This is a genomic window from Bacillus sp. FSL W8-0519 (assembly GCF_038005585.1).
GTDB lineage: Bacteria > Bacillota > Bacilli > Bacillales > Bacillaceae_G > Bacillus_A > Bacillus_A paranthracis.
Window position 1 is genome coordinate 287,679 of sequence record NZ_JBBOTL010000002.1, and the last position, 14,597, is coordinate 302,275.

Sequence of the window (14,597 nt, forward strand, 5' to 3'; positions counted from 1 at the left end):
AGTATTGTATAATGACTTGAATCGACAAAAGTATATAATCCTTCTTGAACTAGTAGCTGAATGGATAAACCAAAGGCACACCCCTTAATGGGGTGTGCCTTTTTTCATAGAAAGGGGAATTTTGAGTGGATAAAAAGAAAAAGCAGCGTGTGAGACGAGTGATTTTTATTGGAGTAATCGCAATGATAGTATCAATATATGTTGGAAATGAATTTCAAGATCGAAATGGGACAAGTTATGCTCCTGCAAAGTATTTTGAAACAGGAACAAAATTGATTTTGTTTTAATAATAATGTCTTTTTTATCAACTATCGCGGATAAATCTGCATGACATGTACAATAGTTGATGTTATAATAAGTGTAGAAGTATTATAACAATAGTTTTTGCATAAACTAAAGAAGACGAGATGCTCCAACATCTCGCCTTATGTAACTGTTACCGCAAGGTGGCTAGTTGCTAAAAAGTTTATTTTTTCTTAGAACCGCCCTTCACACGCTTGCAGGCATTTGAACCGCACCCAATTTGTTAGACAAATAACTAACAATTGGAGGTGCGGTTTTATTATGTCTAGAAAATATAAATTCGAATTAAAAAGAAATGCCGTTGAACATTATTTAAATACAAATGATTCTTTTAAAGTGACTGCCAAAAAATATCAAGTCAGTATATCGTTATTAAAAGAGTGGGTGGCACGTACTAGAGAACAAGGAATAGAGTCCTTAAACTCTAAATGTACAAGGTATGACATTCAGTTTAAAATGGAAGTATTGAATTTTATGAACAATACAGGAGCTTCGCCCCTACAAGCGGCCGCTATGTTCAACGTTCCATCTCCTCGTACCGTTAGGAAGTGGCGATCAATGCTAGAATCGCAGGGGATAGATGCTCTTCGTAAAACAAGTAAGGGGTACTCCACTGTGAAGAAGAAACAGGCTATTGCACCTAAGAAAAAACAAAATATTAACTCTCAAAATGATTTACAAAAAGAAATTGAATACTTACGCATGGAAAATGCTTATTTAAAAAAGTTACACGCCTTAATTCAACAAAAACAACAATCTCTGAAAAAGACAAAGCACACATAATATATGAGTTAAGGCATGAATATAAAATTATCGACTTGATTAAAGCGGCTGAAATGGCTCGTAGTACATATTATTACTGGGTGAAACAAATGAGTCGTGAAGATAAATATAACGAGGTTAAAGAAAGTATTAAGCAGATTTTTCAGGAACACCAAGGGCGATATGGCTATAGGCGTATCACACTTGAATTACGTAATCAGGGCTATACCATTAACCACAAAACCGTCCTTCGCTTAATGAATCAATTAGGGTTAAAATCGTTGGTAAGAATCACTAAATACCGCTCTTATCGCGGGAAGGTTGGGAAGGTAGCGCCAAATGTCTTGAAGCGTGATTTCAAGGCCTCTAAGCCTAATGAAAAGTGGGTTACAGATGTTACTGAAGTTCATTTGTTTGGTGAAAAACTCTACCTATCTCCTATTCTAGACTTGTTTAATGGTGAGATTATTTCCTATAATATTGAGAAACGCCCTACATTCCTTCTAGTCGAAAGGATGTTAGATAAGGCTTTAAAATGCTTGGATAAAGAAGATACTCCTATCCTTCATTCAGATCAAGGTTGGCACTATCAAATGGATAGATATCAATATATTTTAAGAGAAAATAATATAACTCAAAGTATGTCCCGTAAGGGAAATTGCTTAGATAATGCAGTCATTGAAAATTTCTTTGGCTTATTAAAATCTGAATTACTTTATCTTAAAGATTTTGAAAGTATGGAACACTTTAGGGAAGAACTAGAGAATTATATTTATTATTACAATAATAAAAGGATTAAGGCAAAATTAAAAGGATTGCCTCCTGTAAAATACAGAATTCAATCCTTATTAGCTGCTTAAATATATGTCTAACTTTTCGGGTCCAGTTCACATTGTGGGTGGTTCTTTTCGTTTTTCGTCGCTTTTTTTGTGCTTTCTTCCAAGACGTTGATAGGTATTTACCTACTCGTTTTGCAAAAAACACAGCGACTTCTCTAGCAATTACTTTTAAAATTTCAATTGCTATTATGAAAAGTATTTCCATGCGATCACCTCCTTTCTCCATAAAATGAAAGAGAAAGGATAGCAACCAACCACCCTGAAATATTCAGTTACGTTATATTAATTATACCATATTTACGGGTGGGTTAATAGCTTAAAAACCTTGATATGACAATGTTTTTAAGGGTTTTTGAGTTTTGGAATCAGAGATTTGAAATGGTAAAAATAATATTTTTTTTAGAAATGATTGACATATAACTCTATATATCATAATATTGAAATTGTAATATTAAAGAAACCAAATCCAACATTTTCATATAGACTTTAGATTAGCTAAAAGGACACACCTAAGGCGCATTATGCCATAGGTGTGTCCTTTTTTTGCGTTTAAAGGCTACATAAGGAGGAATACAAACATTGAAGCCATCTAAGTTTCAAAAGAAGCAGATTGTTGCGGTAGGTCTAGCTGCTGCAACAGTAGCGGGTATCTATGGATACAATCATTTCGCAGTAGAAAATGCTGTAAAACCAACAAAGATTGTTGTAGCCGCAAAGGATATACCTGCACATACAGAAATTAAAGAAGACATGCTAGTGGAACGAACTTTACCTGGTGATGCGATTCCCCCAAATGCATTACGTGTAAATAAAAAAGAGGTTGTAGGTAAGTGGACAAATGATGGGCAACCCATTACAGAAAATAGCTATCTCTTTAAAAACAAAGTAGTAAAGAAAGAGGAGTTACCGGACTCTGCTATTTTAAATTTGAAAGATGGAGAAGTTGCTTTCCCGTTACTCGTTGATTTAGAAACAAGTTCAGGGAATAGTATTATCCCAAACACGTATGTGGACTTGTATTTCAAACAAGTTGTGAAAGAAGGAGACAATGAGAAGGTTGTCTTTGGTGGTCTGTTCCAACGTGTACGTGTGACGGCTGCAAAAGATAGCAATACAGAAGATGCATTTGTGCTAGAAAAGAAAGAATCAAAAGAGGAACAAGAAGGAAAACAAAAGCCTAAAGTAACGCGATTATACACACTGGCTGTTTCCCCTGAACAACTTCAATACTTAAATCGTGCAAAAACACTTGGAGATGTCATTCCTGTTGCAGTTGGACAAAAGGTGGAGCAAACAGGGAAAGAATTAGAACCAGCTGAAGGATTCTCACAAATATCTGATCAAAAGAACATTTTAGACTATGTAGAGAAGCATTCGACTAATCCAATTTCTAAAAATGTAAAAGAGTATGTAGCACAGTATCTGAATGAATCTAAGTAAGAAAGGGGTTATTAAGATGGAGCGGCAAGCAAGAATCATTGCCTTTTATGCAACAAACGAAAATGTAGGGAAAAGCACATTAAGTATTGCGATGGCAAATGAATTAGCTCATTTAGGGAAAAAGGTGCTTTATGTTGAAGCAGACCAAGTAAGACCTAGCTTTGCGGTTGGAACTGGTCTTAGCCACGATAGTAAAAACATCTTAGAACTTGTAAGAAAAGAAAATGAATACAATCTCTCGCAATATATTTGTACCAAGCAAGATTTATTAGAGAGAAAAATGAATCCAAGGTTGATGCAAAAATTGCACGATAAGATGGATTTTCTAGTGTTTCCATCAGGTTATAACTTAGCTCAATTCCCAGAGATTCAAAACAAAGAACTGTTTGTAACGACATTTATAGAATCACTTGTAGATACAGAATACGATTCTATCATTCTATCAGTACCAACTGAATTATCTGAGGTTCTGAGTTATCCAATCCTATACCAATCAGACCTTGTAATTCATGTGTTAAACGGCAACCCTCGTGGTGCAATAGCAATTAAAAGAGAATTACAACTACTAGAAGAAGCAAAGCTAACATTGCCTCGTATGATTCATGTTTTAAATATGGCAGATGAGGATTATGTAGAAGATATTGAAAAGCTATCTTCCCAAAAAATTGCGGTGACAATTCCGTATGACAGGGATCGTACGAGTTATGAATGGGGGATGCAGTTTGGTTCCCCGCAAATTAATACAAAGGTCCATCACATTATGGAAGCAGCTGGTCTTGATATTCCAACCCAGCATACATCCTCTATGAAAAAGGGTCTCTTTGGTTTACGAAATTAAAAGGGAGGCAGTAGTATGTGGGGCTATTTACAGGGAAAACAAGTCGCCTTAAAGCGAAATCGAGTTGATTTATATCATTTTGGTTATATGATTCGTTCCAAATCAGCTCGAAAGTTAGGAACAACTACAGCTCAACAAATTAAAGATATCACGGATGAAATTCGTGCATTTTTAGTAAAAGACCATCGTGATATTTTAAGCGAATCTTTTATGAATAAAGAAAAGAGAGCAGCTGTAGAACAAATCATTAAAAGTTTTCTATTAAGTAATCAAGTCGTCATTTCAGATGTACCTTCTGAACAATTATTAAATATGGTATGTGATGATATTGTGGGATTTGGAATTATAGAACCTTTAAAAGAAGATCAGGATGTAACCGATATTTATATCAATGGTACAAAAGAAATTATTTACGAAAAAATTGGAGAGGGAGAGTTAACATTCCCTTACCGATTTGAGACGGAAGAAGAGGTAAAGGCTTTAGCCTATAAGATGGTAAATAGTACGTCAGAGTCATTAAATACAGCAAAACCATATGTGGACTGCGTGTTTCCCTATATCCGTATCAATATTGCTTTAGATGAACTTGGGGGACTCGGGACAACAATAACGATTCGTAAGAATGCAGATCATCTTCGTGCTTCTGAAGAGCGAATGTTATCTACTAATCAAGCGTCAAAAGAGATGTTGGACTTTTTGGCTGCAGCCGTGAAAGCCAAAATGAATATTCTAGTCGCTGGAGCAACAGGGACAGGGAAATCAGAGTTTATGAAATTTCTTGCTTCTCATATTCCGAAAGGAAAGAAAAAAGAACGTACTCTTGTAGTAGAAGATAACCCTGAATTATATTTGCATCGAATTTTTCCAGAACATCACTTTGTTCCGATGCAATGTAGGGCATCGGAAGTAGAAGAAAATGCAATTGATTTTGATAGATTGTTAACGAATGCACTACGTCAAGGACCAAAGCGATTAATTGTAGGGGAATCGAGGGGTAAAGAAGCATTAAAAATGATTAACTTTTTCCAAACAGGCCACCCTGGCTTTACCTCTGTCCATGCAAGAAGTGCCATAGAAGCAGTCAGACGTTTAATGCTCATGTGTCTGCAAAGTGGTGCGAATATTGATGCCCAGTATTTATATGAATTAATTTCACAGACATTCGATGTGATTGTCTTTTTAGAAAAGAAAGATGATGGGAATCGTTATATTACAGAGATGATTGAATTATTAGATTATCGAGGTGATATACAGTTTAATGAACTTTCTCAGTTTATCCCGACATACGAGGAACAGGATGAGATAAATGAAAGCATAGGAAAAATTCATGGACAGCACATTATTACAGGGAAAATGTCAGCTAAAATGGAGAAAAAATTCCGTTCTGCTACTTCTGTAAATCCAGCTCTTTATGCACCGTTCCTATCACAACAGGAGGTGCAGTATGCATAGTTTGTTCGCCTATGGATGTATATTATTAATCTTTATTAGTGTAGTATTACTTGTTTTACTTTTTGCAAAATCTAAAGGTTCTGCACTTTCCCAATTTGTACAAGAAAATGAGAAAGAAGAAAGGCGCTTGGAATTAAGGAATATTAAAGGCATACGAATGTATCTTCCACAATCTGTTATCCAAGAAGCCCAAAAGTACGAGTGGAAATTGACGAAAAGCATGTACTGGGTATATACGATTCTTTCGGGAATGAGTATAGCAGCAATATTCTACTTCTCATTTGGAAGAGATCCTTTTACCCTGATTTCTGCTTTATGTGGATTTTTAGTTCCGAGATTTCTTCTCTATCGAAGAAAAAAACGTTACTACTTGGTTGTCATTGACCGTCTCTCTATTTATATGAAGGCAGTAGCGAATGCGCTTCAAATTAGTAATAACGCTAAACGCGTGTTAGTACAAGTAAAGCCAATGATGCATGAGAGTATTCAAGAAGAAATAGAAAAAGTTTCTCTTTTATTAGAAGGTGGAACTACAATGCACCGTGCATTTAAAGGATTCAATGAAACTTTTAATTTTAGAGAATTGGTTTTCTTCCATGAAATGTTGGAAGTGTGTAGTCGAGAAGGCGGGGCGAATTCAGTACAAGTCTTATTAGATATTGCAGAAGATTTCGAAAAACAAAAGCTATATCTGGCAAGATTACGTTCTAGTTTGTCGCAAGCACAACGTGCGTTTGTACAGAACTGCTTAATCGTGATTGCCATGCCGATTGTGATTATGTTGATGTCAAAAGAAGCATATGGATTTTTAGCAGGTTCTATGATGGGGAAAATTGCATTAGCGGTAAATATGTTCATTGTATTTTTCTTAGCGACCCGTGTAGAAAAGATTGCAAATTATAATCCAACAGAAAGAGGGGAATAAAGTGGCTACGATTTTAGCTTTAGTGGTATTCGTTGTCATGTACTGGGTATTCTCTACCTTTCTACAAAGTAAAAAAGACAGCGGTAGCCTACTTACAAACTATGTAGAAAATGCAAAACGAATTGAAAAAAAGAATTTAAATCAAATGATGCTTGCTCCCTTCCAGTCGTTATCACATAAGTATCTGACAGAAGAAAAGAAAGAGCAGATCCAAAAAAAATTAGAAGAAGCTGGTTTGGATACGAAACCAGAAGAATATTTGAAAATGAAGGTTGCCTATCCCATCATTTTCACCTCTGTTTTCTTGATATGTACGGTGTTTCATGATTACTACTTATTTAAAGTGGGCGTTTTAATTTCACCGCTACTTTATTTCTATCCTGATTATCTATTAAAGAGAAGAATCAAGCAGGCTATAGAAGCAAGGAAGTTCGAATTACCGGAGTATTTAATTCCTATGCTGCAGTTGTTAAAAACACATACAACATTAGAAGCAGTAAAAAAGGCGCAGATATATGCCGGGAGACATCTTCGACCGTATGTATCTACACTTACAGCGGAATTAGAAATGTATGCGGGTTCGGATCAACCATTTAGAAACTTTGCAGCAGCCTTAAATAGTCCAGAAGTAAATACCTTTACTATTGCATTGCAACAAGCACAAAAAACGGATAAGGTACAGAGTCTTCGTATTATGGATGCACAGATTAAAATGATGCGTGAGTTAAAACATGAGAACTATAACCGTCTCATTCAAAATAAGCCAATGGAAATGAATAAATTTAACGTAGCTGTTATTGGATGTATTGTAATTTATCCAATGGTTATTGTTATTCAATCCTTAATGCAAGGATTTGCAAGTATATAGAAAAACATTATTCAAAATGGAATAGGTAAAGGAGCAAAATATATGTTAACGAAAATGAAGAATTGGTTAAAAAATGAAGACTCACAATTATCATCAGAAAATGGTATGTTAATCGCCTTGGCGGTAATTATTGTGCTAGTAATTGGACCATTTGTATGGAAAGCAATCCAAGGTGGCTATGATACAATTCTAGCTCGATTCACAAAAGCATCAAGCAATGCAGATGTGAATACTTGGAACAAGAAATAAAAGTTTTAGGTTCATGATGTTTATTATGTATATAGTTCAAATAAATGAATAAGGGAGATTCAATCATGTTAGCAAAAATGAAAAATTGGTTAAAAAATGAGGATTCACAACTATCATCAGAAAACGGTATGTTAATTGCCTTGGCGGTCATTATCGTATTAGTAATTGGGCCGTTTGTATGGAAAGCAATCCAAGGTGGTTATGATACGATCCTGGCACGATTCACAAAAGCATCAAGCAATGCAGACGTAAATTCTTGGAATAAGTAATAAAAGATTTAAATAATTAAGTTCTTATTTTAGTAAATTCTTAAAATCGATATATAAAGGAGACGAAATGTAATGTTAGCAAATATGAAGAATTGGTTAAAAAATGAGGATTCACAACTATCATCAGAAAACGGTATGTTAATCGCTTTAGCGGTCATTATTGTATTAGTAATTGGGCCATTTGTATGGAAAGCAATCCAAGGCGCTTATGATACAATTCTAGCTCGATTCACAAAAGCATCAAGCAATGCGGATGTAGATTCTTGGAACAAAAAATAAATTTTAATTGAAAATAAGAGGGGGCGTGTTTTATATAGCTCCCTCCTTTTAAAATATAAGGAGGTACTATGATGAAATTCAGTAAAGTAATGATTCCTACATTAGCAACATTAGCCCTTGGCATGTCATTAATTAGTACACCTGCAAGTGCAGCAACAACAGCTGATACAAAACTAAATCAAAGTATAACAGGTGGGGAACATAATATTGCTGTTACACCAGTTAGTAACTTTAACGCGGTAACACTAAGTGGAGAAACACAAGTAACACATGCAAATCCTGGTGTACTAACAGTGACAGATGCAACTGGTTCTGGGAATGGTTGGAGAATCAATGTAAAAGCAGATCAATTTAAAGTGAGTGGAGATGCAAAGTCAAATCGGACACTTCCAAAGGGTTCCTTAGTTTTGAATAGTGGTGGTGCTGCTATAACGAAAGTTGGAGGGACAAGTTCACCAAATCCGGAGTTTAAAACGACTAACTTTATTATAGATACTGATAATCAAGTTACGATTTTAAGTGCGAAAAAAGATGAAGGTATGGGGAAATATAATGTTAGTTTCAATGATAAATCTCTAGCTTTAACGTTAAATCCACATAGTACGTATGTTGAGAATAAGGCTGGTGCTACCTCATATGAGTCAAAACTGACATATTCTATTGTAACAGGACCTTAAAAGAAATTTATCATATAGAAGGGAATCACGTATGTATGATTCTCTTCTATACATAGAAAGAAGGGGCAGAATGAAAAGCTATGTATATAAAATTTTAATTAGTATTTTGGTTGTGATTATATTCATTTTAAGTATAAGCTTAAAACCTTTTAAAGTAGTTTATGCACAAGAAAAACAAGATAGTTTACCATTTGATGTAAGCATTCATGTCCCGGATAATCAACTAGGTGATATAAAAAATTATTTTAATTTACAGGTGAAAAAGAAACAGAATCAAACAGTAAAAATGGATGTACACAATAAAGCTAATACTCCAATCAAAGTCAATGTAAAAGTCGCTAACGCTCTCACCTCTACAAACGGAGGTATTATGTATGTAACAAATCGTGAAGTCTCACAAAGTATATTAACAGATACAGATTTCTATATGGATCAGTATGTTCAAGCGCCTGACGCTGTTAACTTAGAGGGGAATCAAACGAAAACTATAGAGGTACATTTAACGACACCAAATCAAGATGGAGTGTTTTTGGGTGGATTATTATTTGAGTTAGCGCACGATACCCAAGGACAGAAGCTTGAAAAGGACGGATTGAACTTTTCTGTACATAATAGCATTGAATATGCGGTAGCAATACAATTGAATAGTGAGGAGACTGAAAATTCGGTCAATAAAACGCCTCTTAAACTAAATGGCACAACTGTTGAATCTTATCCAACACAACCACAAGTCCATGCACTTATTCAAAATACAAATGCAAATATTGTAAGGGATGTAGCAGTTTACTATGAAGTTTTATCCCAGGATAACGTTCTGTTTCATGGTAATATTCCAACATTCAATGTAGCGCCAAAATCTAAGGTAGGATTAGCAATCCCATGGAAAGCGAAAGAATATAAAGATGGAAAGTATACACTAAAAGTCACTATAAAAGAGAATGGTATACCAAAAACATATACAGAACAGATACGCATAACTGCTTCTAATGTGACAGATTATGCGGAACAAACAGGTGTAATAAAAGTGTTGCCTGGATATTCTAATCAAATATATATAATAGCCGCTGGTGTTTTCATATTAGTTATTTCAATGTTTGTATTTGTATGGTGGAGAAAGAAACATGAAAATCAGAAGGAGCAAAATAAGGCAGCATAGATAGCATAAAAATGAAATGGGGGAGGAAACAGTGAAATGGGGGAAGGTTCTTACTTCAATCATACTTTTGGGTGTATCGTGCTTAATTATTGATTCAAAAGATAACTCTATATTAGCTGATCAAATAGGAAAACAGCAAAATGGTATTCCAACACTCACTGCAAATGGAAAAGAAAATGAAGTGAAGCTAGAATGGGCGATTGATATCTTAGAGCAGGACGTCTTATGGAAAATTGATTTTAATAACCCAAAAGACGTTAATTTGATGAGTGGTTGGGGAGAGTTTTACGGTAACGGGAATCAAAGTTTACAATCTGAAGTTTTTTATCCAAATGGTACAGATACTAGCGGATACAAAGTATTTGATACAAAATCGGTAGGGAATCGAGTCTTATATCCTTATACAGTAAGAGAGAGTTCCATTGCTGTTTTTAAGCGATTAAACGTACCTAATAATGCTTATATTTCAGCAACGTTTAAAGCAAAGTCACAAGGATTAGGAAGAATTAGTTTCTATGGTGATGGAGGCTGGGAAACAGGGAGAGAATTTGACTATTATAATGCTACTGTTTTGAAAGATGTTCCAGGCGGTTCAAAAGAAATAGAAATTAGTAATATCTCTTTGTTTCCAGAGAAGGAACCGGGTACCAACATACCAAGGGATAGAAGACATATAACTTCGGATATAAACAAAGATGTGTATCAAGATTCCCCTATGATTGAAAAGGTAATACCGTATCAGGATGGTTCTGGAAAGGGAAAGATAATATTAAATAGTCCTATTGTGACCCCGATGAAACAAGGTGATCGCCTAAAAACAAGAAAATGGGCAGCACCTATCCAATTACCAAATAATCGTACGATCACAAAGAATGATTCTAATAAAGATATAAATGGATGGTCTACGTTTAGTATGAATACTCAAGTTGCAAATAATCCGTTTTATATTACCGAGCAATGAGGTGTAACTTTTTATATGCTTGCTTATTCAGAAGGGATTACCTATGTGGATGAGTTAAAAGTGGGATATGCATCGGAAGCGGAAGTATACAGGGGAAATCAGCAAATATATAAGGGTAGACTCTCTGACTATGTAGATAAAGAAGCAAAAGATCAGGCAGTGCCAACAACACCTGAAAGCTTCCAATTTGAAAATAGAGAACTGAAAGAAACTAAAGTAACGTTTGCCCCTGCTAAAGATGAAGGGAGTACCTATCATTATAAAATTCGTGGAGTTGGCAGGAATGGCGTTTCGGATTTTTCTAAGGAAGTTCCTGCAACTGTAACAAGTGGTGTAAAGGGATATGAATATGTAGTGAATGATAAATCCGACACTTCACTTGATAAAGTGGGTGGTGTTCAGTTTACAAATCAGACTAGCATTCAGTTTCCAACTGATTATGCGAAACCACAATATGTACATATCCGTACAGTAGATAAAGCTGGGAATAAAAGTACGACGAAGCATATATCTACAACACAAAAAGGACGAGTAGACATGCTTACTGTTCCTAAAAGTGTAGAGTTTACTCCTATTCAACTAAATGGAGAAAAGCAAAATTCATTTGGTACATTAGGGAAACTCATGATACATGATAGTCGAAATCAAGCGGATGGATGGAGATTGAATATGACAATTTCTCCATTTACAGAGCCGAATATTGCAAAACAATTGCCAAAGGGTTCTTTATCCTTAAAAAATCAGGTAAGTATAACTAAAGTAAAAGGTCCAGAGACAGGGAAACCTATCATACAAATTCCAAGTACACCTATTGATACTGGGGCGGCACACACTATTATACGGGCTTCAAAAGATGTAGCAATTGGAGAATATCAAGTCGATTTTGGACAAAATGGATTACAACTGCAGTTAGATCCAGGGACAACTTATGTAGGGAAGAATCGGCAAGCTACTTATACTTCTACGGTCACCTGGTCTCTAGTGAGTGGACCGTAATAATTCATTAAAATAGGAAAAAATAAGGAGAAAAAATTATGAGTATATATGTAATAGGAATACTACTAGGATATATGGCCCTGAATGTATTTACTGATTTGAAATATAGAAAAACGAAAAATATATGGCATTTGCTATTCTTAATTGTAGGTATAGGAATCACGTATTTTGCTGGAATAAGAACAGGGAAAGAGATTGTGATTGTACTAGCTATGGCATTAGCGTGTGGTTTGTTGTTAGAGACATTTAAATTTTCTTCACCCGGTGATACAAAAATGCTTGTGGTGGTAGCTATATATGTTAGTAATTTAGTGGAAGAATCAGCAATCCTTACTGCTATTACATTAACAGCTTTCCATTTACTATTCTTTTGGATTGCTAGTGTGTATCGATTAATTAAAATTTTGGGGTTTATGGGGGCGTTTAAAGACCAATTGGAGCATGCTGCTTCTATATTTGGGGCAAAGCTACCAAAGAAAGAAATACAGCTGATACAGAGCTTTCCGGGGGCTTGTTCTATTTTATTAGGAGCAATTGTATATGTTGCTTTCACTATTTATCAAAACGGAGGTATTTTAGCTTGAATAGTAGAATCATTCATCAAAGAGAAACTTATATTTACTTCACGATATTCGCATTAGTAGGGGTACTTATTACCAATATGTTTATTAATATGGTGTTTATACTAGCGTATCCGTTACTAATTGGATTAATTGTACAGGTTGTCTTGCTTCAGAAGATAAAAAAACCGTTTTATCGGAGCGGAAAAGAATTAACGGAACAGTTAAAACTAAAAAACATATTCCTAGTAGAATCAAATATTTTAGGAGATGAAGAAGGAACAGTTTATGAGGTGCATCAAATGCCTTTTACATTCTCTAATGGATTAATTAATAAAGACAAGACTTATAAAGTGATAAAACAAGAGTATGAGAGAAAAGTAAAAGAGGATTTAACGAAAATTGCAAAATGGCAAGTTACAACAAAAGCTAGGCTTGTTACGACAACTCATTTTCGTTTATATACAATTTGGCAGAAAAATAGTACAGGCTATCAATTAAAAAAAATAGAGGATTGTATTGATCCATATGCCAAGATGAACATTATACAATGGATGATTGCTTCATTCTGTACGACTGGTCGTATTAAGTACGATAAAAAACCAAAAGAGTGGGCAAGTTATGAATGGATTACTTTAAGATAAATAAAAAAGACAGAAAAACTTCTGTCTTTTTTATTTTGGTCTTAAAATATGAAGTCAAAATGAATATATTAAATAATGTAATAGATAAAACATTCGAAGGAGTAGATTTAATTGACTGATTTACCAATGATTTTAGGAATGCTATTTTGGTTAGGATGGGCTTTATTCTGCTGTTTAGCTATTTTTGTAGCAAAAGATGAAAATAAGTACTTAAAAAGCCTCATGTTTAGTATGTTTATGACTATGTTAGTAATTAAAATGGGTGGATATTAATAGAGAATGTGTAGGGGGAATTTCCTGCCGTGGAAAATTAGTAGTTATTTATTTATCCCCTAAAAAAAGACCTCCATATAAAATGGAGGTCTTTTAAAATGACGATGAGATATGACTCAATATCTCGTGTAGGATACTTTAATTATACATAATTTCAATAAAATGAAAAATAATAAGCTCAATGATAATATAAATATATATGATGATACTTGCTAATACTTAATAAATTAATTAATATATAACTATATTTATTGTTTAATTGATTCCGTTTATTCCCACACCTTTTTTGTGTTGTGGTTGAGTTGTAGAAGCAAGTTGCGTCTTGTTTCATTTATGAAAGGGCTTCTTTGAGCCGATTAGTGTATATATAGCTTATTTTGCTATGCACATTTTTAATCGACTTGAAGAAGCCCTTTTTGTGTTGTTTTCAAGTCTGTTTGATTGTTAGAACCCATTATTACACTGGGCAAAAATTATTATTTAGGGGGATTTATTTATGAATATCAGTTATGAAGTATCTTTATTTTGTTCTGCGCATCCAGATGAACTTATTCCAAGTTTACGTGCATTACGAATGAGAGTTACAAAAGAAGGAGCATTTTGGGAACGAGATTGTTATCAATTTTCCATTAAACCATCAAACTTGTCACAGCGAGCAGCAAAACAAGCAGGGGAAATCTATTTGTATCATGTTCATTTTAATGGATGTGTACGGGATTTCCTTTTTTTATTGGAAAGATGTTTTAGAGGGACGAGTTTTCGCTTTACTGCTATCCGTGGTTTTTTAGATGTAGAAGGTTATTCACTTAAGAAATGGAAACCAATTCTACGTAACCACCACATAAATTCTGCAGATGTAGATTGTATTTTTAAGAAAGATGATCTTGTAATGATTGTGCATCAGCATGGAAGTTTAGAGGTGGTTAAACGTGCGGAAAAAGGTGAACAATTAAAAAAAGTAAACTTTCTGGAGGTAGATAGCTGGTTACAAGCACTAAATCCAACAAAAGAGGATCTATTCTCTTTAACAGGTGTGAGTGTATCGTAATGAGTGATTTACATAACTATATGAAAGTCTACAGACAGAGGGAATGACAGAAATCCGT

Annotated in this window: 16 protein-coding genes and 1 pseudogene; all 17 read left to right on the plus strand. The window is 34.5% G+C overall.

Annotation, left to right across the window (positions count from 1 at the left end; all coding sequences use genetic code 11):
• Positions 1-125 precede the first annotated feature (125 nt).
• The 17 genes and pseudogenes from NST14_RS29460 (at position 126) to NST14_RS29540 (ending at position 14,539) form a co-directional block, all read left to right on the plus strand.
• Positions 126-287, plus strand: a complete 162-nt coding sequence (locus NST14_RS29460; protein WP_048519918.1) for a hypothetical protein — start codon at positions 126-128, stop codon at positions 285-287.
• A gap of 277 nt (positions 288-564) precedes the next feature.
• A protein-coding gene (locus NST14_RS29465) for an IS3-like element ISBce15 family transposase (RefSeq protein ID WP_085963576.1) occupies positions 565-1,925 on the plus strand; the annotation gives its coding sequence in 2 pieces (ribosomal slippage) (positions 565-1,021 and positions 1,021-1,925; 1,362 coding nt in all).
• Between the two features lie 558 nt (positions 1,926-2,483).
• The gene (gene cpaB, locus NST14_RS29470) at positions 2,484-3,344 is read left to right on the plus strand and encodes a Flp pilus assembly protein CpaB (protein WP_000804792.1); all 861 of its coding nucleotides are present in this window, start codon (positions 2,484-2,486) and stop codon (positions 3,342-3,344) included.
• A 16-nt stretch (positions 3,345-3,360) separates the two neighbouring features.
• Positions 3,361-4,182, plus strand: a complete 822-nt coding sequence (locus tag NST14_RS29475; protein WP_000441033.1) for an AAA family ATPase — start codon at positions 3,361-3,363, stop codon at positions 4,180-4,182.
• A 15-nt stretch (positions 4,183-4,197) separates the two neighbouring features.
• Positions 4,198-5,634 carry a CpaF family protein gene (locus tag NST14_RS29480; protein WP_000264620.1) on the plus strand — a complete coding sequence of 479 codons (1,437 nt, stop codon included), beginning with the start codon at positions 4,198-4,200 and terminating at the stop codon, positions 5,632-5,634.
• Complete coding sequence (locus tag NST14_RS29485; RefSeq protein ID WP_001996222.1) at positions 5,627-6,559, plus strand: hypothetical protein; 933 nt, start codon at positions 5,627-5,629, stop codon at positions 6,557-6,559. The genes NST14_RS29480 and NST14_RS29485 overlap by 8 nt, the downstream gene beginning before the upstream one ends.
• Before the next feature lies 1 nt (position 6,560).
• Positions 6,561-7,427: a hypothetical protein gene (locus NST14_RS29490; protein ID WP_000201162.1), complete on the plus strand. Its 867-nt coding sequence runs from the start codon at positions 6,561-6,563 to the stop codon at positions 7,425-7,427.
• Positions 7,428-7,469: 42 nt separating this feature from the next.
• Positions 7,470-7,676 (plus strand): hypothetical protein, encoded by a 207-nt coding sequence (locus tag NST14_RS29495; protein ID WP_000956356.1) that lies wholly within the window; start codon positions 7,470-7,472, stop codon positions 7,674-7,676.
• A 65-nt stretch (positions 7,677-7,741) separates the two neighbouring features.
• Positions 7,742-7,945: a hypothetical protein gene (locus tag NST14_RS29500; RefSeq protein ID WP_000879955.1), complete on the plus strand. Its 204-nt coding sequence runs from the start codon at positions 7,742-7,744 to the stop codon at positions 7,943-7,945.
• Between the two features lie 72 nt (positions 7,946-8,017).
• On the plus strand, positions 8,018-8,224 hold the full coding sequence (locus tag NST14_RS29505; RefSeq protein ID WP_048519928.1) for a hypothetical protein: 207 nt from the start codon (positions 8,018-8,020) through the stop codon (positions 8,222-8,224).
• 71 nt (positions 8,225-8,295) lie between these two features.
• Positions 8,296-8,901, plus strand: coding sequence for a WxL domain-containing protein (locus tag NST14_RS29510; protein ID WP_000672678.1), 606 nt, complete (start codon positions 8,296-8,298; stop codon positions 8,899-8,901).
• A 70-nt stretch (positions 8,902-8,971) separates the two neighbouring features.
• A complete protein-coding gene (locus NST14_RS29515; protein WP_048519930.1) occupies positions 8,972-10,057 on the plus strand; it encodes a DUF916 domain-containing protein in 1,086 nt (361 codons plus the stop codon).
• A gap of 16 nt (positions 10,058-10,073) precedes the next feature.
• Positions 10,074-12,014 (plus strand): annotated as a pseudogene (locus NST14_RS29520) (WxL domain-containing protein).
• Positions 12,015-12,052: 38 nt separating this feature from the next.
• On the plus strand, positions 12,053-12,598 hold the full coding sequence (locus NST14_RS29525) for a hypothetical protein (RefSeq protein ID WP_048519932.1): 546 nt from the start codon (positions 12,053-12,055) through the stop codon (positions 12,596-12,598).
• Positions 12,595-13,218, plus strand: coding sequence for a hypothetical protein (locus NST14_RS29530; protein ID WP_001088469.1), 624 nt, complete (start codon positions 12,595-12,597; stop codon positions 13,216-13,218). Before NST14_RS29525 ends, NST14_RS29530 begins: the two co-directional genes overlap by 4 nt.
• Before the next feature lie 111 nt (positions 13,219-13,329).
• On the plus strand, positions 13,330-13,491 hold the full coding sequence (locus tag NST14_RS29535; protein ID WP_000130909.1) for a hypothetical protein: 162 nt from the start codon (positions 13,330-13,332) through the stop codon (positions 13,489-13,491).
• Between the two features lie 496 nt (positions 13,492-13,987).
• Entirely contained in the window at positions 13,988-14,539 is a 552-nt protein-coding gene (locus tag NST14_RS29540) for a hypothetical protein (RefSeq protein ID WP_001027667.1), read from the plus strand.
• The last annotated feature ends 58 nt before the right edge of the window (positions 14,540-14,597 follow it).

Excerpts from the sequence above, each read along its gene's own strand:
- NST14_RS29480 (WP_000264620.1), top strand. The coding sequence starts at position 4,198 with ATGTGGGGCTATTTACAGGGAAAACAAGTCGCCTTAAAGCGAAATCGA.
- NST14_RS29475 (WP_000441033.1), top strand. The coding sequence starts at position 3,361 with ATGGAGCGGCAAGCAAGAATCATTGCCTTTTATGCAACAAACGAAAAT.
- NST14_RS29495 (WP_000956356.1), top strand. The coding sequence starts at position 7,470 with ATGTTAACGAAAATGAAGAATTGGTTAAAAAATGAAGACTCACAATTA.
- NST14_RS29510 (WP_000672678.1), top strand. The coding sequence starts at position 8,296 with ATGAAATTCAGTAAAGTAATGATTCCTACATTAGCAACATTAGCCCTT.
- NST14_RS29485 (WP_001996222.1), top strand. The coding sequence starts at position 5,627 with ATGCATAGTTTGTTCGCCTATGGATGTATATTATTAATCTTTATTAGT.
- NST14_RS29540 (WP_001027667.1), top strand. The coding sequence starts at position 13,988 with ATGAATATCAGTTATGAAGTATCTTTATTTTGTTCTGCGCATCCAGAT.
- NST14_RS29515 (WP_048519930.1), top strand. The coding sequence starts at position 8,972 with ATGAAAAGCTATGTATATAAAATTTTAATTAGTATTTTGGTTGTGATT.
- NST14_RS29500 (WP_000879955.1), top strand. The coding sequence starts at position 7,742 with ATGTTAGCAAAAATGAAAAATTGGTTAAAAAATGAGGATTCACAACTA.
- NST14_RS29525 (WP_048519932.1), top strand. The coding sequence starts at position 12,053 with ATGAGTATATATGTAATAGGAATACTACTAGGATATATGGCCCTGAAT.
- NST14_RS29505 (WP_048519928.1), top strand. The coding sequence starts at position 8,018 with ATGTTAGCAAATATGAAGAATTGGTTAAAAAATGAGGATTCACAACTA.